13 protein-coding genes and 2 tRNA genes are annotated in these 19630 nt (G+C 40.9%); all 15 read right to left on the bottom strand.

Annotation, left to right across the window (positions count from 1 at the left end; genetic code table 11):
- Positions 1–19: 19 nt before the first annotated feature.
- The 15 genes from H8B06_RS04000 to H8B06_RS03930 all read right to left on the bottom strand — a co-directional run bounded on the left by H8B06_RS04000 (position 20) and on the right by H8B06_RS03930 (position 19615).
- Positions 20–2191, bottom strand: coding sequence for a glycoside hydrolase family 95 protein (locus H8B06_RS04000; RefSeq protein WP_190993005.1), 2172 nt, complete (start codon positions 2189–2191; stop codon positions 20–22).
- A 132-nt stretch (positions 2192–2323) separates the two neighbouring features.
- Positions 2324–4615, bottom strand: a complete 2292-nt coding sequence (locus tag H8B06_RS03995; protein WP_190993004.1) for a GH92 family glycosyl hydrolase — start codon at positions 4613–4615, stop codon at positions 2324–2326.
- A gap of 34 nt (positions 4616–4649) precedes the next feature.
- Positions 4650–5885, bottom strand: a complete 1236-nt coding sequence (locus tag H8B06_RS03990) for a DUF4998 domain-containing protein (RefSeq protein WP_190993003.1) — start codon at positions 5883–5885, stop codon at positions 4650–4652.
- 51 nt (positions 5886–5936) lie between these two features.
- Complete coding sequence (locus tag H8B06_RS03985) at positions 5937–7181, bottom strand: DUF5000 domain-containing lipoprotein (RefSeq protein ID WP_190993002.1); 1245 nt, start codon at positions 7179–7181, stop codon at positions 5937–5939.
- A gap of 20 nt (positions 7182–7201) precedes the next feature.
- Positions 7202–9118, bottom strand: coding sequence for a RagB/SusD family nutrient uptake outer membrane protein (locus H8B06_RS03980; protein WP_190993001.1), 1917 nt, complete (start codon positions 9116–9118; stop codon positions 7202–7204).
- A gap of 12 nt (positions 9119–9130) precedes the next feature.
- The gene (locus H8B06_RS03975; protein WP_190993000.1) at positions 9131–12292 is read right to left on the bottom strand and encodes a SusC/RagA family TonB-linked outer membrane protein; all 3162 of its coding nucleotides are present in this window, start codon (positions 12290–12292) and stop codon (positions 9131–9133) included.
- 236 nt (positions 12293–12528) lie between these two features.
- Positions 12529–14130, bottom strand: a complete 1602-nt coding sequence (locus tag H8B06_RS03970) for a solute:sodium symporter family transporter (protein WP_190992999.1) — start codon at positions 14128–14130, stop codon at positions 12529–12531.
- An 8-nt stretch (positions 14131–14138) separates the two neighbouring features.
- Positions 14139–15161: a GntR family transcriptional regulator gene (locus tag H8B06_RS03965; RefSeq protein WP_190992998.1), complete on the bottom strand. Its 1023-nt coding sequence runs from the start codon at positions 15159–15161 to the stop codon at positions 14139–14141.
- Between the two features lie 273 nt (positions 15162–15434).
- On the bottom strand, positions 15435–15932 hold the full coding sequence (locus H8B06_RS03960) for a GNAT family N-acetyltransferase (RefSeq protein ID WP_190992997.1): 498 nt from the start codon (positions 15930–15932) through the stop codon (positions 15435–15437).
- On the bottom strand, positions 15929–16225 hold the full coding sequence (locus tag H8B06_RS03955) for a type II toxin-antitoxin system TacA family antitoxin (RefSeq protein ID WP_148918666.1): 297 nt from the start codon (positions 16223–16225) through the stop codon (positions 15929–15931). The genes H8B06_RS03960 and H8B06_RS03955 overlap by 4 nt, the downstream gene beginning before the upstream one ends.
- A gap of 264 nt (positions 16226–16489) precedes the next feature.
- Positions 16490–16564, bottom strand: a tRNA-Val gene (locus H8B06_RS03950).
- 16 nt (positions 16565–16580) lie between these two features.
- Positions 16581–16655: transfer RNA gene (locus tag H8B06_RS03945), tRNA-Val, on the bottom strand.
- Positions 16656–16747: 92 nt separating this feature from the next.
- Positions 16748–17458, bottom strand: a complete 711-nt coding sequence (locus H8B06_RS03940) for a hypothetical protein (protein WP_190992996.1) — start codon at positions 17456–17458, stop codon at positions 16748–16750.
- A 99-nt stretch (positions 17459–17557) separates the two neighbouring features.
- Positions 17558–18181: a fibronectin type III domain-containing protein gene (locus H8B06_RS03935; protein WP_190992995.1), complete on the bottom strand. Its 624-nt coding sequence runs from the start codon at positions 18179–18181 to the stop codon at positions 17558–17560.
- A 447-nt stretch (positions 18182–18628) separates the two neighbouring features.
- Positions 18629–19615: a helix-turn-helix transcriptional regulator gene (locus H8B06_RS03930; RefSeq protein WP_190992994.1), complete on the bottom strand. Its 987-nt coding sequence runs from the start codon at positions 19613–19615 to the stop codon at positions 18629–18631.
- Between the last annotated feature and the right edge of the window lie 15 nt (positions 19616–19630).

Here is a 19630-nt window from a genome sequence, read left to right as displayed (position 1 = left end):
ATATACTAAATATAAAAAACTACAGTTGGCTAACAATCACGTCTTTAAAATGGCCATTGATTTTGATCTTTACGTTCTTTTTGTTGGAAGAAGTCAATCGGTAGGACACGACTTTTCCATCTTTCCATGTCATATCCACAGTGATATCACCACGAGCCCGGAGACCGGATACTTTTCCCTCGGATTTCCATTGATCGGGAACGGCAGGAAGAAGATCGATAAAGCCTTCTTGACTTTGTACCAGCATTTCACACACGCCTGCCACGTAACCCAAGTTGCCATCGATCTGGAAAGGCGGATGTGCACAAAGCAAATTTTCATATACACCTCCTCCGCTATCATAATCGACACCTTCGCTAGCAGCCAACGTAATAAAGTTATGTAGAATGGTGTATGCATGGTTACCATCTTGAAGCCTTGCCCAAAAATTCATTTTCCAAGCCATGGACCAGCCGGTAGACTCATCGCCTCTTGCCGTAAGGCTGACGCGGGCGGCCTCTGCAAGCTCAGGTGTATTGTTAACCGAAATCTGTCTTCCGGGATGTAGTGCAAAAAGGTGGGATACATGTCTATGCTTATCTTCCGGATCGTCGCGGTCTGTTTCCCACTCCTGCAATTGCCCCCATCTGCCGATCTTAGGCTTCAATAGCTGATCTCGTAGCGTTGCAATGTGGTTTCGATATTCGGGATCAATCCGTAAAGAATCGCAAGCCTCTACATAATTGGTGAATAAGTCATAGATAATTTGCTGATCGTGGCTCACGCCATCTTCCGTAGGACCATGCTCTGGCGACCAACCATTGGGAGCTACTACCGTACCGTCGTCACGACGCTTGAGGTGGTCGTCCCAGAATTCGCAAATTTCTTTTAGGATGGGATACGCAAAATTTTTAAGATAATCCTTATTCTGATTAAAAGCATAGTGTTCCCATAGCGCCTGTGCAAACCATGCACTGCCTGGGGCGTTCCAACTAAAGCTTTCTCCGCCAAAAATGTTATTTTCGGTGCGCACTGTCCAACCCCGTACACCTGGGAATTCCACCTGTGTATTTTGTTTCTTTACTTCGCGCATGGATTGGATATACTCCAGATAAGGAACGTGACATTCAGCAAGGTTGCTTACTTCTGCCGGCCAGTAATTCATTTGTACATTGATGTTGGAATGATAATCCGATCGCCATGGTGGTGTATTACTATTGTTCCATAAACCCTGTAAGTTGGCCGGTAGTCCGCCTTTTCTGGATGAGCTGATCAATAAGTATCGCCCATATTGTAGGAGCAGTGTCTCTAAACTTGGGTCGGTCTCCTTTTTATAGTCGATAATGCGTTGTACGGTGGTTTTGATATTATTTTTCTTGTTCCGTTTGCCAATAGATAGACTAAACCGGTTAAAAAGGGCTTGATAATCCGCTACATGCGCTTTAAAAAGCTGTTCATCCGATTTTTTAAGGATGTTATCCAGTGTTCGTTTATTTTTGATAACTGGATCTCCAGCTCTCCAATTGTTACTTCGTAATGGACTATAATCAGTGGCCGCAACGAGATAGAGTGTGAAGGAATCTACAGCTTTAAATTCCAGACTCACCGTGTTATTTTCGTCTTTTTGAAACCCGACCGTTCCACCGACATGCTTTATTTTTAACGAGGCTCCGTAGCGGAGCTTATTTTCCAACTGGCCGCTAAAGTGTAATGCATCGTGATCGCCTGAGATGATAGCTCCGTGGGCATCGATTAATCGGATGCGTCCGGAATAGGCGCCTTTGGCATTAGCTTTATACGTGAACACCAATACATTATCAGGATGATTAGCAAAACCGCAGCGTTGAAAGGTCTGGCCATTCGACTGGTATTTTACATGGTGACTTGCCTCCCGAAGGTTCAATGATCGTCGGTAACCTTGCCCGTCGGAAGATTGTTCATCAAAATCTATAAAAACATCACCAAAAGCTTGATAGGCACCTGTTTCCTGTTCGTCGCCTGTCCATAAAGATTGTTCATTAAATTGAATATGGTCTTGCGTCACTCCACCAGATAACATGGCACCTAATCGTCCGTTACCGATAGGATAATATTGTGTCATCCAATCCTTAGCAGGTTTGTCATCCCAAAGTGTTAATGCATTAAAAGGTTGTGCAGTTGTCGTGCAGGTCCACAAAAAAATTAAAAGGATAGCTATTTTTTTTATTTTCATGATATACGAACGCTCTAGTATTTGTTCAAAATAATTACTTTAAATTTATAAGTGTTTCCCAATGGCGTTAAAGTATACTGCGCTGTACTATTCCTCATCCAAAAAACACGTAAAAAGTTATTTTTTTAAATTTTAATATAAACTTCTTGTTATAGGTGAAGTACCCCATTTCTTATTGGGGGATTTCCCTAATATAAATTCAAGTTCGCCTCCTTTTATGATATTCTCATGCTTTAAAAAAGGAACATTAAGTGGTTTACCATTCAATTTCGCAGACTGAATATAAATATCTTCCTCAGACTTTTTCTTAGTTTTAATACGGAATCTATTTCCATTCTCCAACTGTATTGTTGCCTCGCTAAAAAAGGGAGATCCGATGGCGTAAACGCCATCCGCGGGATTCACTGGATAGAAACCTAATGCACTGAACACGTACCAGGAGGACATCTGTCCACAATCTTCATTTCCGGGATAGCCAGCATGATTATCAGTATACAAGCGATTTACAATCTCCGAAACATAATGTTGCGTCTTCCATGGTTGCCCAACATAATTATACAGATAACTTACATGATGACTAGGTTCATTACCATGCGCATATTGGCCTATAAACCCAGAGGCGTTATGATTAGTCGCATCGGCTGCTGTCTCCAACGTAAAAAAGGTATCTAATTTTTGGCTAAAGTTGCTTTTCCCTCCTGTTAATTCAATTAACCCTTCAATGTCATGCGGCACATACCAAAAATATTGCCAGGCATTGCCTTCCGTAAAGGGGTTTCCTCCATTTGCTCCATATTCAAGTGGATCAAAAGGCTCAAGCCATTTTCCATCGGAGTTCTTTCCTCTAAAAAAGGCACTTTTTGTATCATAGATATTTTTATAATATAAGGAACGTTTCGTAAAATATTCATAATCTGACGTCTTTCCCAATTTCTTTGCTAACTGTGCCACACACCAGTCGTCATATGCCATTTCCAATGTAATTGACACCGATTGCGTCTGTAAATCTTCTGGCATATATTGGTATTGGTCCCATAACTTAAATGGTGAATTTAAGTGTGTAGTCACCGAAGAATTTTTAACCGCCTCATAAGCTCTTTCAATATCAATACCTGGTAGACCTTTAAAGATTGCATCGACTATAACCGGTATAGCATGATTACCGATCATGCAATAGTTCTCCTGACCCCACAATTGCCAAATAGGCAGATAACCATAAGCATCATACTGAGACAGCAAACTATTTACGAAATCAGTACTTCGTCTCTGCTGCACGATGGTGTAAAGAGGATGCGCTGCTCTATAGGTGTCCCATAGCGAAAACGTAGAATAAAACGGAGCTTCCTTATTATTTCTGGTTACATAATCGGTTGCTACGTAATCACCGTTTGCATCTGACATCAAATTTGGCTGAAGAAAAGCATGATAAAGACTCGTATAGAATACCGTTTTCTTTTTTTCAGATCCTTCGACCACAATTTTGCGTAATTCTTTTTCCCAAAGTGCATCCGCCGCGGCTACGATGCCATCAAAATTCCAATCTGCTATCTCGGAACTCAGGTTTTCCTGTGCGTTAGCTGTACTGACGGGAGATAAACCAATTTTCATTAGTACCGGTTGCCCATCCGTTACGTCAAAATCAAATATGGCACGTAAATTATTCCCGTTTACGACACGTTCGTTCTCATATTCATATTCACCATCTATGATTAGATTCCTAACAATAGGCTTAGAGAACTCAGCCCGAAAATAGACCTTTCTCATCTTCGCCCAGCCAGTTAGTACTCTAAATCCCTCAATAGTATGGTCATTTAACACACGAATCTGTGACTGGATAATTTTGGTACCCCATGCGCCTTTATTAAGGGTGTGATTGAGATCTAGCAAGATATACCCTTCATGTGTCTGTTCCGGAAAGGTATATCGATGAAAACCAGCCCGTGTCGTTGCCGTTAATTCGGCAGTAATATCATAATCCAAAAGCTGAACTTTATAATATCCCGGCTTTGCCTGTTCTTTATCATGCGAGAATTTCGAACGATATCCTGTTGATGAATCATTTACATCACCTGCTTGGGTATGTCGCTCTCCTGTCATTGGCATGACAAGTAGATCAAAGAATTCCGCAACGCCTGTACCACTCAGATGTGTATGACTGAATCCGGCAATCGTAGGGTCGTTATAGTCATACCCTGACGCCGCATTCCAATCGGGGATATCTTTCGTATCAGGACTCAGCTGCACCATACCAAATGGAACAGTTGCGCCAGGATAATTATTACCTGAAAGACTATTACCGTCGACAGGCCCAGTACCAATAAAAGGATTAACATAGGATGTCAAACGCACCTCTTTTTCTTGTTGGCCATACGCCTTTACGATTACCAACCATCCTATACAAATTAAAACTAAACTGATTCTCATTATCATGTTAATGTTCAAAAATTATTATCTGCTTCTATTCCTTATTCCAAAATGTCAGTTCACTCATATTGCTGGTATTTCCACCACCATCTACCTGTTTAATTCGAATACGAATATAGCGTACAGGCGGAGGATTCTCCATCAGATCAAACCGCATGGCAGCACTGCCATTATCTGTACGGATCACGTCCCTCAGTAGTGTCCAGCCTTTGTCTATAGATTGTTGCGCCCACGCCGCATCAGCGGGATCAACTGTGGGGGCTGCGTCGGTAATATCATCGATTCCCCATACCTCAAAGCGCAGTGGATTACCACAACAATCTCTTCCTGTTTCTTCCAGCACTGCAAGATTGGTATACACTCTACCTAGATCCAGGGTGATAGCCTGCGGCATTTTACTTCCGTCAGCAGAGTGAAAAATATTAGGATAGCCTTGCGGTCCGACACTTCCATCCCATAACTTGCTTACTGGACATTGATCGCCGTTATAGATTCCCACATCAAAAGGTAAATTTACTTCTGCAAAAATGCTTTTATCACATTCAAATAAGGCGTATATCGCGGCATAAGTATCATATTCTACAACAGCGAAAGTATCCAGCGCATTTCTTTCAGGAATATAAGAAGAACGATAAGTTATTTCTGTGCCATGCTTAAAATCAGGTAATACAATATTGTTCTGATTAGAAGACAGTTCTTTTTCTATTGTGTGTCCCTGGTTTGTCTGATAACGTATCATCGTTCCTACATTAAAACCATCCAAGGTGTCCGTAGGCAAAAAATTCAAAGTAACCAAATGGTTTTCATAATCATACGTGTACGGATTATCTACATTATAGGCACGGTTAAGCAAACCTCTCTCATATATTCCTCCGAATACTTTAACATTATTGATTTCAAGCGGTATTGACCGATTACCTTTATCATCAACAGAGTAAATCATAAATGAATAGGTATACTCGTCCAAATTGGGAACATATAAGGTCATCCGGTTTTCGGCATCTGGTTCGACTGCAGGAAAAACCAAAGAATCTCTCTTATTGTTCCAAAAAACCAAATATTTAGTAATCGACGGATCGGGACTTGGTGTAAATTCAATAGCGACTCGGTTTTTCCCGCTCTTGCTGATGATTTTTGTTGCGACTCCAGGATAAACAATTTCCTTATCCCCGAAAAAGTCTCTAAAATCGGTATCTTTATTATCACAGGACAATGTGTATAACACTAGCAGCAACGTCAGTAACCGAACTATATTAGTTTTGCATTTCATGTTTTTAAATTTTATTAACATACCGTTATTCTTACATCCACTTCTGTGCTTTTATTGTTCAACCGTGCCATATACTGAAATCTCCTGGCTATGAGCAAATTCGCCTCCAGACCACGTTTCAGCAATATTCAATCTCAGATAACGAATTGCAGGACTTGAAATCGGCACATCAAAATTTACTCCTGCTGCTACGAAAGCTCGGTCCGAATCAGTTACAGCTGTCGGCGCTGCGCCCGATGGTGGATTGGGATAATTAAAGTTCCCTAAATTGATCCAATCGCCTACTTGCGCTCCTTCTGGAGCCGATATGGGCAACTTAATATCCTGAGGCGAATCTTTATCCGAACCCCACAAAGAAAATATTCTCGGATTACCATGGCTATATGAATATTGTCCTGGTCTATTCCATAGGACGAACCTGCTTAGCTTAGCTTTTACCCCCATACCAAAGGTCACCAAAATAGGCATTCCTTTGGCCGATGCTTCCGTATGCCATCCGGGTTCACCGGTATTATTATCCCACAGCCGGTCTACATTCCAGCCTCCATCGGTGTAAAGATCTGCGTCAGAAGCTAGGCGATAGGTAAAGAACTTTGACTTATCCATCAAGAATTCTGGCAATGGGGTTATCGTAAGTAAGGTCGTATCAGAACGGTTGCCAAATCTATCTTGTACATAAACCCCCAAACTTTTTGGAGTTGCTGAAAGGCCCCTAACGGAGTAAGATATAATATCGTCTTTGCTAAAATGCTGATCATTTATCGCCAGCGAATTTGTGTTAGAATCCAACGCCAGCAATATAATGCCGATAGACTGCCTGTCGGGATTAAGCGTCCGAATATTTATCCCCCCGAAGTCTTCGCGTGTTGTAAGTTCTCTTTTTATTAATTTATAATAAGGTTCATCGGGATGTACTTTTACGGTAAGAGGATCTGAAGATACGTTGGCGCGCGATACTACCGTGAGGGTTACGTCATATTCTTTACTTTCGGCAAAACCGTCTACGATAACAGTATCGGTATAATAACTTGATTTTGTCTCTCTGTTAACGCCATCTCGAATGGTATATTTTGCCTGAACATACAGGATATTATCAGAATTTGGCAACGTATAAAGAATACGACTGCCTCCGTTAAAATTTTCAACACGTACATCCTTTACGTTCTCTGGTTTCGTCTTATCAGCTGAAATAATCTCGTTGTAATTTGTTATTTCTTCGCACCCCTGAAAATTGATTAAACAGATGAAAGCAAGCAGATAAATGCTTTTTATTTTATTATATAATATAAATTCCATTTCTTTTAAGTTTTTAAGTCCTACCAATATGGGTTTTGTACAAGATTAGGATTTTGTATTAAATCATAGCTTTTAATGGGCCATAAATAATCTTTCAGCCCAAAAATTGGCATAAACTGGGTAACTGGCCTATAATAATTTTCCGCTTGACCTTGATAAATGCTCCATCCCTGAAAAGGTTCACTAAGAGCCTCTTGCATTTCTTTCCAGCGCCTTAAATCCCAACCTGCACGAGCTTCGAAACAAAGCTCAATACGACGTTCTTGATGAATGATACTTCTCAAACCTTCCTTAGTATTGGGTTTATTAGGAATTCGAGAATATTTTGTCCAAGCTTCCCTTACCCCTTCTAATCCGGCACGCTCTCTTACCGCATCCAAATAGAGGAATATTTCCTCGTTAGTGGGACCATAATACTCATTCAGCGCTTCCGCATACCACAAATAAAGTCCAGCCAGACGGATAATGGGTAAATGGAATTCAACCTGTCTAAAACCATCGTCGTAAACCGATTGGTAATGCACCAATTTTTTTGGCCAATATCCCGTTATATTTAAACGAACCATATCTTTTGGCCCGGCAAATGCAGCGGTTCCGCGGGCTTGCACGAAATAAGCATTTTCCTGATTGTATACGTCATTGCCAAACCAGACACCTCCATCAAAGGCGAGGCTTGCATAAAATCTAGCTTCCCGTCCAAAATGTGCTTTAACTGTCGTATACCCTTCCTTAACGAAGAATCGATCTTCTGCCTCAGCAGTTTTGAGACTGTACCTTCCACCATAGTCCCAAGTTCTATCTTCGTTAATAGGAACACCCTTATCTGAATAAAACAATTCCTGCATACTAATCGGTGCAGAGAACGTTCCTGGATTAGACCACGCGTTATTAACCGCTAAAGCCGTCAAGCGGGGCGTAGCAAAACCTTGGTATCCAGAGCTAGGTGCGTTCGGCCAAATAAATTCCGGGTTCTGATCCCAGCGTTCTGTCACAGAATTTTGTATACTCAATACGGTACGTAACGAATCGGATAACGTCCCAATATTAGGCGGATTAACAAATGTATATAACCGCAGTTGTAGCTGTTCGCTTTCCTGTATTGCAGCCAAACAAGCGTCTGCTGCAATCTTCCATTTTTCATTGTCAAATACTTGTGAAAAGAGGAATTTCCCTGTGTTATCCGTTATTTGTGCATAATCTGGATTTCCATTGAAAAGCGGACTAGCTGCCGTCATTAACACATCTGCTTTTAATCCCAATGCAATTACTTTAGTTGCCCTTCCCAATTCACTATTGATGTTCTGAATAGATTCGGGTAAATCAGGAATGGCTTCTTCCAAAAGCTCTACAATATATTCGACTACTTCGTCGACTGAATTGCGATAGACACGAACTTCTTCAGTTGTACTATTAATCGGAAGATTTTCTTTCATTAACGGTATGGGGCCATACATACGCATTAAATAGAAATGATAATAGGCCTTTAAGAATTTGGCTTCTGCTATCCAGCGTCGCTTTTCCGCTTCAGTTAAGTCTATGGGTTTATCGATATTGTCCATCAGATTGTTACAGAGACGGATGGAACGGAAGAAGTTATAGCTGCCGTTTTCTCCGTTCCAAGTATTTAGAGCGGGACTAGCTGCAGATTGAAATCCTCTAAGCACATTGAATCCCCCCCTATTAAAACCTAAATAGTCAATCAGATTATTTGGGTAGATTAGTTCTCCAGATGTAGTAAAAGCCGGATCGGTTGCCAGATTTGCGGCCCGCTGGAGATATGCGTAACACGAAAAAAGGTAATTTTCCGCTTCATTTCTATTGCGAAAGGCGTGGTCTATTGTGCCCACGTTGTCAGGTGTCACCGCTAAAAAATCATTGCAGGATAACATATTCAACACACAGCAAAACACGCCGATTTTTACGACTAATTTTTTCATTTTATTACGTAATTAAAATGTAACATTTACACCGACATTAAACACTTTTTGAATTGGATAATTGAACCCCTGTCCTCCCAATTCCGGATCCCATATTTTAAAAGGCGCCCACGTAAAGAGGTTTAATCCATTGAGATATATACGCGCGTTACTCAAATACAGACGTCGACTAAAATTTGGGTTTAAGGTGTACCCAAATTCTAAAGATTTCAATCGTATAAAACGTCCATCACGCATCCACCACGTACTTATCTGCCTATTATTTTCCAGTTGTGCGTGCGTCACGGACATCCTTGGATAGGTAGCGTATAAGTTTTGATTTTCTTCTGACCAGTGGTCATTTGCAAAAGCTTCAAGCAGTTGTGTATGGCCGCCTATATATGGATCGGGGCTCGGAACAAATGGACTCACACGTTCAGGATCCATAAAGAAAGAAGCTCGTGCCTGTCCTTGAAAAAAACCAGAAAGATCAAAATTCTTATAGCTCGTCGATAGCCCAAATCCATAAACGATCTCGGGATCCTGCGAAAAACCGATGGATGTTCTATCGTCACCGTCTATCCTGCCGTCGCCGTTCAGATCACGGTACTTGATGTCACCTCCTCTAGGTGCATATCCATTTGTAGAAAAGATTTGTTGTGGCGAGTTTCTAGCTTCTTCATCATCAACAAAAAGACGCTCAGCGATGTAACCTACCCGACGACCAAGACCTTGACCCGTTAAGCGTTGGTAAGAAAATGGCCATTCTGGTTCTTCATACTTGACATATTTATTGTTAGCAAAAGTAAAGTTTGACCGAACTGCCGCAGAGAAACCATTTCCAAAATTGTGTCGATAATCCAAGGAAAGATCTACACCTTGTGAACGAACCTCACCTAAGTTTGCAGAAATACCAGACTCCAACCCCAATGTACTGGGAACCGAAGCACGATTCATTAATATGTTATATTTAAAATTGTTATAATATTCAGCAATTACATCTAGCCTGTTAAATAATGAAAATTCTACACCAAAATTTGCCTGTCGTGATGTTTCCCAAGTGACATCTAAATTTTCATAATTGTTAATAAACACGCCATTCCTTGTATAGTTGTTCGTACCAAAGCTGGCATAGTTACCTCCGCCATTAAGATTCACATCAGAAAGATAGAAAAATCGTCGATCGCTGATCGCATCATTACCTACCAATCCGTAGCTGGCACGCAACTTCATTTTGTTTACGACTTCTGCGATGGGCGACCAAAAATCTTCATTGGAGATCACCCATGAGGCTCCGATGGTCGGGAAAAAACCGAAACGATTGTTTCTCGAAAAACGCTCTGAGCCATTATAACCAAAGTTTGTTTCGATAAAATATCGGTTGTCGTAGTTATAGGTTAGACGGCCTGCCAAACCCATATTTCTATAGGGAAGTGAATTAAACAAGCTGTTGGCGTTAGAGTAGCGGTTTTCCTGTGCCGTACCAATTAACGTAGCACTGATATTGTTTTTATCAAAGCTTCTATTGTAATCTAAACTGGCCTGGAAATAAAAGAAAGAGTTCTGATCCGAACGACCTGGATTGTAGTCCAGATATTCTCGGGCCACATTATTGCCAGTTGGGTATGAATTAAGCCAATTCAATACGTATGTGTCACTAGGCTTGTCGTATGAACCTACGTTGTAATAATAAGGAGAATACTGGCGTTGCGAGTCAAAATAAGCATAACGATTTGTATTAAATATACTTCTGAAATTCAAGCCCTGCGTCAGAAAATTTAATTTCTGATTCAATTCAAGTTGCGCAGACAATCGCGACTCTACGGAATTTTTATGTCCCATTAAAAGTTGTGCATAGGGGTTATTATAAAGGATACTGTTGTTTCCGGTACCGCCAACGTTTCCAAAAAGGATATGTTGCACATCCTTATTTGCCTCATCCGGTTCATAATAAGCAGGGAATAAAACGGGACTTGTATGGATGGCAACATTATAAAGATCCGTTGAAAATCCACCATCCGCTGCGCGCGGTCCATGGTAATCATTAAAATTGCCCGATAGACGCACCACCAATTCTGTATTTTTTGAAAGATCGATATTGACATTTGCACGCAATTGGTAATTCTGGAACTTTACATTGGTCTGGCCGACATTTCTAGAATCCTGCCGCATAATTCCATTGTCTAAGTTATAAGATGCTGCCACGTAATAACGGGCAACTCCGCCACCACCGCTTACATTCAGATTTGCACGTTGGGTAGAGGTTGCATCTTTAAATAGAAGGCCCAGCCAATCTACAGCAGGATATACATATGGATTGCTTCCAGGCGCTCCGTCCAAGGTCGCTTGTGTTTCGTAAATTTTATTCTCACTAAAAGGTTCGCCGTTAAGCGGTTCTCTACCTATAGAGGCCTGATTATAGAGACGCATATAGGTAATTGGATCCGCAACTTTTGGCATAAATGCTGACCGGGAGCTTGATTGTTCTAACCTAACTCCAATGCGTGCAGTACCCTCCTTTCCGGATTTGGTACTAATAAGTATTACACCATTCCCCCCCCTTGCACCATATAAAGCGGTAGCACTGGCATCTTTTAGGATCGAAAAACTTTCAATATCATCTACCTGTAAACGAGCGAGGTCAGACGCACCCATCTCCACATTATCAATTAGAATCAATGGATCTTTCTTATAACCGAAAGTTGTTACTCCGCGAATAAAAAAGTTAGAATTGTCTTGTCCTGGCTGACCACTACGTTGATAGCCTATGACACCCGCGACTTGCCCCGCAAGGGCATTCGTCAAGTTACTGGCCGGAATTTTGAGATTACCGGGTTGAACTGTACTTACGGATCCGACAATAGCTTCCCTCCGTTGTCGTTGTCCTAATGCCGTGACCACGACTTCATCGATGCCGGTATTCGATTCCTCCAACATCACGTTAACGATGTCTTGATCTGCCTGTACAGTAACCAAACGATCTACAAAACCGACATTTGAAAAACGGAGAATGGTTCCTGCTCGAACGTCTAATACATATTTCCCGTTTACGTCCGTCCGCGTCCCAATCCTAGGATTGTCCTGCGCAGAAATACTGATACCTGGCAATCCTACCCCTAACGAGTCGGTTACCGTCCCCGCAATAGTTTTGGTTTGTTCTTGAGCAAAAACGCCCTCCATCGTGGCTAAACACATCAGGAATAAACACAGTTTTAACCCGCTGATTAAAAAATGAGTATTTCCATTATTCATAATAATTATTAATTAGTAACTATAGGTTTATAATAATACTGTTTATAATACTGTAAAATATAGACAATTAATCATCTGTTCTATACTATACTATGTCAAAGGTAATACAAATACATTTATTGGACAAATAATTTGTTAAAAAAAATTTCAAAAATTAATTTGAATGAAACAGACCGTGTTTATGCAATGCCTAATGGAGAAAATATCCAATACACCAAGATCATTAAACCAAGGAGCAGTACGTAATAGTAGCCCCGATTTCTCCAAGGCACTATTTCTACTTTATTCTCTTGTATAAGTTGAAACGGCTGTGCCATGGGATAAAGCCGTCCGATGACAAACATAAGAAGGGCTGTAGCCACGAACAAAATACCCATCCAATGCAGGAAATGAAGAGAAGTATTTAAAATAAACTGGGTAAAAATGTAGCAGACAATATAAAAGAAAATACCTGCTTTTGCGGCAATGGGCGGAATCTTAGTCTTGAAAAAACCTAGGAATAGAATCGTAAAAATGGGTACACTGAATATGCCACTAACTTTCTGGATATAAAAATAGAAGCCTTTGTCACTGTAAATGATAAACGGGGCGATGCTCATCGCAAAAAGTGATATCCCAATCTGGAACAGTTTACCGGTCCTCAATATTCGTTTTTCCGACACCTCTTCTTTATGCTTTTTGGCGAAAATAGGTTTGTAAATATTAAAAATAAACAGTGAACTCGCACCGTTCAATCCTACATTGAATGTATTAATGGCTGCCCCTAGCAATATCGCGGCCGTCAATCCACTCATTGCCGCAGGTAATACATCTCTAGCCAATAACGGAAATACACTCGCCGTGTGCGGTAAGTCAACATATAAATTAACCGCAATTAATCCTGGGATATTAATCAATAATGGGCTGAGCAATTTCAAGAAACAGGTTAAAGCTACCCCTTTTTGGCTCTCCGCAAGGCTCTTTCCGGCAATAATTTGCTGGACAATATATTGCTCCATTCCCCAATAATAAAGGTTGGCAATAAATACACCCGTAAATAGTGCAGAGAAAGGAATAGCATCTTGTGGCCCACCAATAGCATTGAGATGTTCTTTTTTGTTTGATAGCACGGTTTTAAGACCTTGATATACCGAATCCTCTCCCAGATATTTAAGTCCAAAGTACGGAATAGCTACCATGAGGATCAGCAGCCCGACGCTCAATATGGTGTCGGATATCGTAATGGCACTTAATCCGCCGAGAACGGTAAAAATAACCCCAACCAAACCGATAAACCAAACCAATATCCAAATCGTTTGCCAGTAATCTATCTGGATATATCCAGAAATGTCGAAGAGGCTATCAAGAGCAAGAGCGCCTCCATAAAGTGTCGTGGGGAGCAAATTCAGTAGATATCCCAATAGAAAAACAAGCGAGACCAAATTCTTCGTGCCGCTGTCATAGCGTTTTTCTAAAAATTCCGGAACCGTATTGATGCCTGATTTTAGATAAATAGGAATAAAGTATTCTGCCACGAGCAACATGGCAAAAACAGAAGAAACACCCCATCCGATAACAGACATATTGTTGATGTATACGGATTCGTTCTCTCCAATCAGTTGGTTAGCACTTAAGTTGCTCAAATACAACGACGCGCCTACTAAAATAAACCCATTTGCACGGTTAGCTAAAAAGAACCCGGCGACAGTCTGACTTCCTTTTCTTTTCCGACTGAGGTAAATGGATAAGATTAACGCCGCCAGAATGAAAAAAATGAAACTTATGGCAGAAAGAGCTAACATGATGCAAGCTAAAGCGAATTTCGTTTAAACAGCTTTGTAGGCATGATATACTTAATGGGTTTTCTGTGTTTGACGAATTCGGCCGCTAATACACCCATTTCAGCAAAATCGATGGAAAAAGTAGTTATTCCATCAAAAATGATTTCCTTCACATGGTCATCATTATGGGAAAGTATCCCTACGTCAACACCTAACTTAAACCCTTTATTTTTAACGTCTTTCAACATCTCCCACAGTTCCAGGTTATGGATCGTGAAATATACTTTATTCTTTTCTATACTTCCGGATTCATATTCGTTTTTAATTACCCCGTTGACTTGGTAATCTGCTATAAACTGTTGGAAAGAAAGCAGCACATCATTGGGTTCAGCAGAAAAAGGCTTGAATAAGAAAATAAATTCATCAAATCGTCGGATATCGTCCAGCAAACTGACAAACACCTGATAAGAAGAGTTCTTGAATTCCTGTGCAATATAGGAGTAAGAGGGATCCAACGAAATGTGTCTGTCTACAATTAAGGTTTTCTGCGGAGGGAGCTGTTCCAGCAATGGAGCTGTTTCCGGACGCTCTATAGGCGCGACAACATATACACCGTATTTAGCATTTACCGTATTGATGGTTTGCTGAAAAACCTCAAAATTGTTATGATGAAAAAACACATCTACTTTTACATGCTCTCCCAAACTCTTCCGAAAAGTCTCATAAAAAGTTTCCTGGAAAGTATCGAAGGCATAAATGATCAAACAAACTTTCAATTGTTGGTGGCTCTCATCCGAGGCGACGAAATATCCCAGACGGTTTTTGGATTCCAAGATACCTCTTTCGATAAGTTCTTGATAGGCATTGACAATAGTTTGTCGGGCAAATCCCAGTTTTTGAATCATTTTATTGACAGAAGGCATCGTATCCCCCCGTCGAATAAGATTTTGTTCTAAGGCGTTAATTACGCCTTGAACGATTTGTTCACGTTTGGAGTAGTGCGCAAATTGTGCTAATTTCTTTATCTCATTAAATATAGTACATTCTTCCATATATATTGATATGTCGTCAAGCTGTCACACCTTATGTCGTAAAAAAGGAATCGCAATCAATTCCATTTTCTCGGTGTCAATAACCATAAATTTGCATTTGGACTAAGAATAATCGATAAAGGTACAACATTGGGGTCTAATATTCTTATCTTCTAAGAAGATTTATAAAAGGAAAAAGCACCGGATATCCTATTACAAGCCCATGGTATTGCATCTTTGTTATGGTCAATAACACCTACCATATACAAATTTGAAAAGATAAGGTGTAAAGAATTAAAATCCCAGCCGAGCGATATCTGCCATCGGCAAAAACATCTTCCCACTATCGGGCAAAAGAATAAAACCAAATTTGTTATAGAATGCAACGGCGTCGCTATCTAATGGGTCAACGACGACTCCTATGGATCCCAAACTTTTGCTGGCATCATAACTCCGCTTAAGTGCATCAATTAATATAATGCTACCCAAACCTTGACCTTTAAATTTTGTATCAATGGCTAGTCTGCCGAGTAAGGTTACAGGAAGTGCCTCATAGGATTTAGGCATCTTTTTTTTGATGGATTCGGGCATCATCTCTGCCGGAATGGAAGCATTTGAAAGCGTATAATAACCTTTCACAGTCGTATCTTCAAACATGGCAAACACAACGCATAATTTGCGTTTGACATCCTGGCTAGCCTGAAAATGAAAATAGTTGTCGAGCATTTCCTTACCACAATTAAAGGCCTTCTTGTTTAAGGAGGAGTTAAGTGGCTCTATTCTGATGCTCATTTATTCTCTTGTATGAATTTTTTATATTGCTCTGCTGCATCCTGCAATCTTTTGTTTGGACCTACAGGGTTGGTTAAAGCGTTAAAAAATATTTCACGGTCTTTTTCAGATGCAAGAATGGTATTATGTTCTTGAATAATGGCAGTCGCTTTCTCCTGTACAGCATTGATTACAAAATCTGTAAGGGTACGAAACCCTCCCAAACTGGCAGCATGTTCAAAAAGCTCCTTCTGAACCTTTGGGATCTTAGCATCAAATCTTGCTTTTTTTGATAATGTCAATTGCTTCTCCATAATAAAATAAATTTATTGATGCAAATATACGGAAATATTCCGTACGACAAAAACACTTTTTGTATCATTTTTTATTTCCCAGCATTTTATTGATTACAATCGTTCTTCTTTAGTATAGTTTTAACAGACGAACTTATTTTGACGAAATTTCGGAACAATGGAACAGAATTCCAGAACACAAACAGGAAATTGAATGGACGTTGGTTATGTGATACTGCATAAAAAAAGCCCTTTTTTCTATCAAAAAAGGACTTTTTTGTGTTGTGGGAGATACTGGGTTCGAACCAGTGACCCCCTGCTTGTAAGGCAGGTGCTCTGAACCAGCTGAGCTAATCTCCCAAGGTTCTATATGATGTGGAGAATACTGGGTTCGAACCAGTGACCCCCTGCTTGTAAGGCAGGTGCTCTGAACCAGCTGAGCTAATTCTCCAAGCCTTTCGGTTATTGCGTGTGCAAATATAGGGGTAAAATCTGATTTGCAAAATTATTTTTTGATTTTTTTAAGCGCGAAAGAGCAACCCCTTAATTAGGAAGGTTTCCCATCTTCTGATTCATGATCACCATCGCAATCGATGCCCGTTTATATATCGGGTCAACCAGTTCGATCAACCGTCGATAAGCCTCAAAGACTTTCTCCGCAAAATCTAAGTTCTCCCGGTACACCTCAAACATCTCCCCGTAAATCTCCAAAAAGGTTTGTTCATCATCGTCCAGGGAAACGATATTGACCGAGAGCTCCTCATAACGCGGATACACCTCGTCGAATATGCCGAAATGCCGACCATGTACCGGCCAATGTTCTTGGTACTCGTCGGCCGGATCAATCAGATCTATTTCATAGTTGTAGCGTTGAGTCATATCATCCACGAGCACATATAAATCCTGCACCGCTCTATTGTGCTCTTCCAAATCCTGAAATAAACCGGTCACATCAATGGTAAATTCATCCTTTATTTCCGGCAGGTTCTTGCCGTCAGACAAGCCCAGGCTATCTTCCACAAAGACCAGGCTTTGATCCAAGCGGAGGGCTTCCATCTCGCTTTCACGCGTATGCTCCTGTATAGCCAACAGACCTTTTGCCAAATATTCCAGCCGTTGTCTCAAATCCCACACCACATCATGCGCCATGTAGTAACGTTCTAAAGCTTCTTTTTCGTAGTCTGGCTGCTCCTTGGATTCATCAAATTCCAGGATAATATCTTTTAGTGGATGTGGGCGAACGATCGTCTTCATATATTTTGTCTATTTATTTTTTTAAAAAGTGGCTATCCCACTCCGAAGAGGGCATCATATTCCGTGATGCGGGGATAGCCAAAATTACACGATTAACGTTTAAAACACGTACGAACTCACAACATCGCTATACGTGATCTGTGGATGCCTTCCGACATAAGCGACCCGGAACTCATATTCCTGTACCGATTCCAGTCCCGTGATCGTGACATTAGATCGGGTACTTGTGACCACTGTCCAGTCGACGTCGCTGTTTTTCTTTCGGTATTCAAACCGATAGGCCACGTTACCCTTCCAATAACTCGTCTTCAGCGTGGTTATCCCCGGTATACGGGCATTGACCTCTACCGATAGGAATTTCGGTCGTGGTGCCGGCTCTATGCCGATGCCACCTCGTGCAGACGGGTTAAAACCTGCTGCTAAAATGACCGCTGCATCGCCATTTGCCTGACGCTCTACATAGAGCGACAGATGATAAACCATCGCCTTCAACGCCGCAAAAGCCTGGTTTTTGAGCACGACAAAACGCTTGTCCCGATAGGCTGCATCAGCCTGCGCCTGCTTGACTTTAGCCAGTGCCTGTTCCAGATCGGCAATACTCGGATCTGCGTCCGTAAACAAATCTGCATTTTCTGTTAATTTAACAATGATGTTTTCAACGAATCTAACAAACTGTGCTTCTCCGTTACTGGTTCCCCCAGTTTTTAATGTTACTTTACTCATGATAGTTTTTTTTGGGTATTAAAAATTAAACCTTTTGTTGATCAACGATACAAACATAACATAGAGGGTCACGAAACAGGGGGTCAAATTGCGACATTTTCATCGCGATTTGCTGAAAATTTTGTCGCAATTTGACCCCCTATCCCATCAAAAACAGTTATTTTATGCGTTTACAGCTTGGAAATGCACATTTTATCCAACCAAAAAAATTACTTTTTCCCAGAAAATCTTCTTATTTCACCGAAATAAAAGCCTAAATTCCCAAAACCATATCGTATTCCAACAATACAAACGTCATGCGCCAACAAAACTTCTCGCTCCCTAAAAAACTACTTTCTCCCAGAAAACAACGCTATTGCACGATAAATAAGATTAAAATACAGGAATATAGCTATGATGCGCCAACATAACATATATTCCCCGTAAAACAAGTTCCATTACGCGCACTTATTCCTCTTCTTCGTTACCTTTCCGAAATTCACCCATTTCTTTCTGAAAGGAACTCGGGGTTTGGAAAAAATATTTTTTAAATTCCCGGCTAAAGTATTTCCGGTTTGGATAGTTCAACAGGTTAGAAACCTGGTCCAGGGTCATCTCACCTTCGTATAATAGGCTTTTTGCATGATTAAGTTTTATCCGTTGGATATACTCCGCTATCTTAACCGGTCTATCTTGAAATGCGCGCTCCAACGTCCGAGCATTCACTCCCAACCCTTTAACAACCGTTTCCTTATTAATGGAATCCAATATGTTGTCATTGATATAGGCCAATGCCTTATGGTACAACGCCAGCCGGCTTCGTTCGTTTTGGTCTGCCTGACGATCCAATTGCCGGCAGTATTCTTCCAGCAACCGACAAACGTCCAACAAGAGTTCGCCCTTACCACGGAAAGGAAGATATTCCGGTCTGCAGAGACGATTCCACGCATCCCGTAGACTATGGTTGATACTGATATCCGGTTCCCAATAAGCGTTGGTTTTAGGCGATTCGTTCCCGTAGGCTAAGCTCGCCAACATCGGAAACTCTTTGAGCAAATCGGCTACGGTATCAGTTTTATAGCCGATGAGAACAGCCCATTGCTTTCCCTGATTCAGCAATAACGGAACTTTTTGTGCCGCTGTAGAAAATGAGATACAACGGTTATCGCTCAAAGGCAGGCTGTGGGGTAAATAAAGCTGGGATGTATTCATAAACTGGTACAATTGCCAGAAACTAATCTCGCCCATAGCCGGGTCAATGCGAAATCCATTCGGATCAATAGTTCCCTTTAATTCCAGAAGAATACATTCTTCCAGTTCCATAAAAATGGCTTCTAGGTTATTACCTACACGATAATGGTGGTTTAAAGGCAAAAAAGAAAGGTATCCGCCCTCAATGGTTCTTGTCGACGGGACAGCACGCTGTTGAAAACAGAAGAAATTAGATTGGAGCATGTTAGTATCTATGTT

This window comes from Sphingobacterium micropteri (genome assembly GCF_014692515.1).
Taxonomy (GTDB): domain Bacteria; phylum Bacteroidota; class Bacteroidia; order Sphingobacteriales; family Sphingobacteriaceae; genus Sphingobacterium; species Sphingobacterium micropteri.
This window is presented reverse-complemented; position numbering and strand designations above follow the sequence as displayed.

Coding starts and splice junctions, on each gene's coding strand:
- H8B06_RS03940 (WP_190992996.1), bottom strand. CDS start 17,458: ATGAAGACGATCGTTCGCCCACATCCACTAAAAGATATTATCCTGGAA.
- H8B06_RS03995 (WP_190993004.1), bottom strand. CDS start 4,615: ATGAGAATCAGTTTAGTTTTAATTTGTATAGGATGGTTGGTAATCGTA.
- H8B06_RS03980 (WP_190993001.1), bottom strand. CDS start 9,118: ATGAAAAAATTAGTCGTAAAAATCGGCGTGTTTTGCTGTGTGTTGAAT.
- H8B06_RS03955 (WP_148918666.1), bottom strand. CDS start 16,225: ATGGAGAAGCAATTGACATTATCAAAAAAAGCAAGATTTGATGCTAAG.
- H8B06_RS03965 (WP_190992998.1), bottom strand. CDS start 15,161: ATGGAAGAATGTACTATATTTAATGAGATAAAGAAATTAGCACAATTT.
- H8B06_RS03930 (WP_190992994.1), bottom strand. CDS start 19,615: ATGCTCCAATCTAATTTCTTCTGTTTTCAACAGCGTGCTGTCCCGTCG.
- H8B06_RS03970 (WP_190992999.1), bottom strand. CDS start 14,130: ATGTTAGCTCTTTCTGCCATAAGTTTCATTTTTTTCATTCTGGCGGCG.
- H8B06_RS03985 (WP_190993002.1), bottom strand. CDS start 7,181: ATGGAATTTATATTATATAATAAAATAAAAAGCATTTATCTGCTTGCT.
- H8B06_RS03960 (WP_190992997.1), bottom strand. CDS start 15,932: ATGAGCATCAGAATAGAGCCACTTAACTCCTCCTTAAACAAGAAGGCC.
- H8B06_RS03990 (WP_190993003.1), bottom strand. CDS start 5,885: ATGAAATGCAAAACTAATATAGTTCGGTTACTGACGTTGCTGCTAGTG.
- H8B06_RS03975 (WP_190993000.1), bottom strand. CDS start 12,292: ATGTGTTTAGCCACGATGGAGGGCGTTTTTGCTCAAGAACAAACCAAA.
- H8B06_RS04000 (WP_190993005.1), bottom strand. CDS start 2,191: ATGAAAATAAAAAAAATAGCTATCCTTTTAATTTTTTTGTGGACCTGC.
- H8B06_RS03935 (WP_190992995.1), bottom strand. CDS start 18,181: ATGAGTAAAGTAACATTAAAAACTGGGGGAACCAGTAACGGAGAAGCA.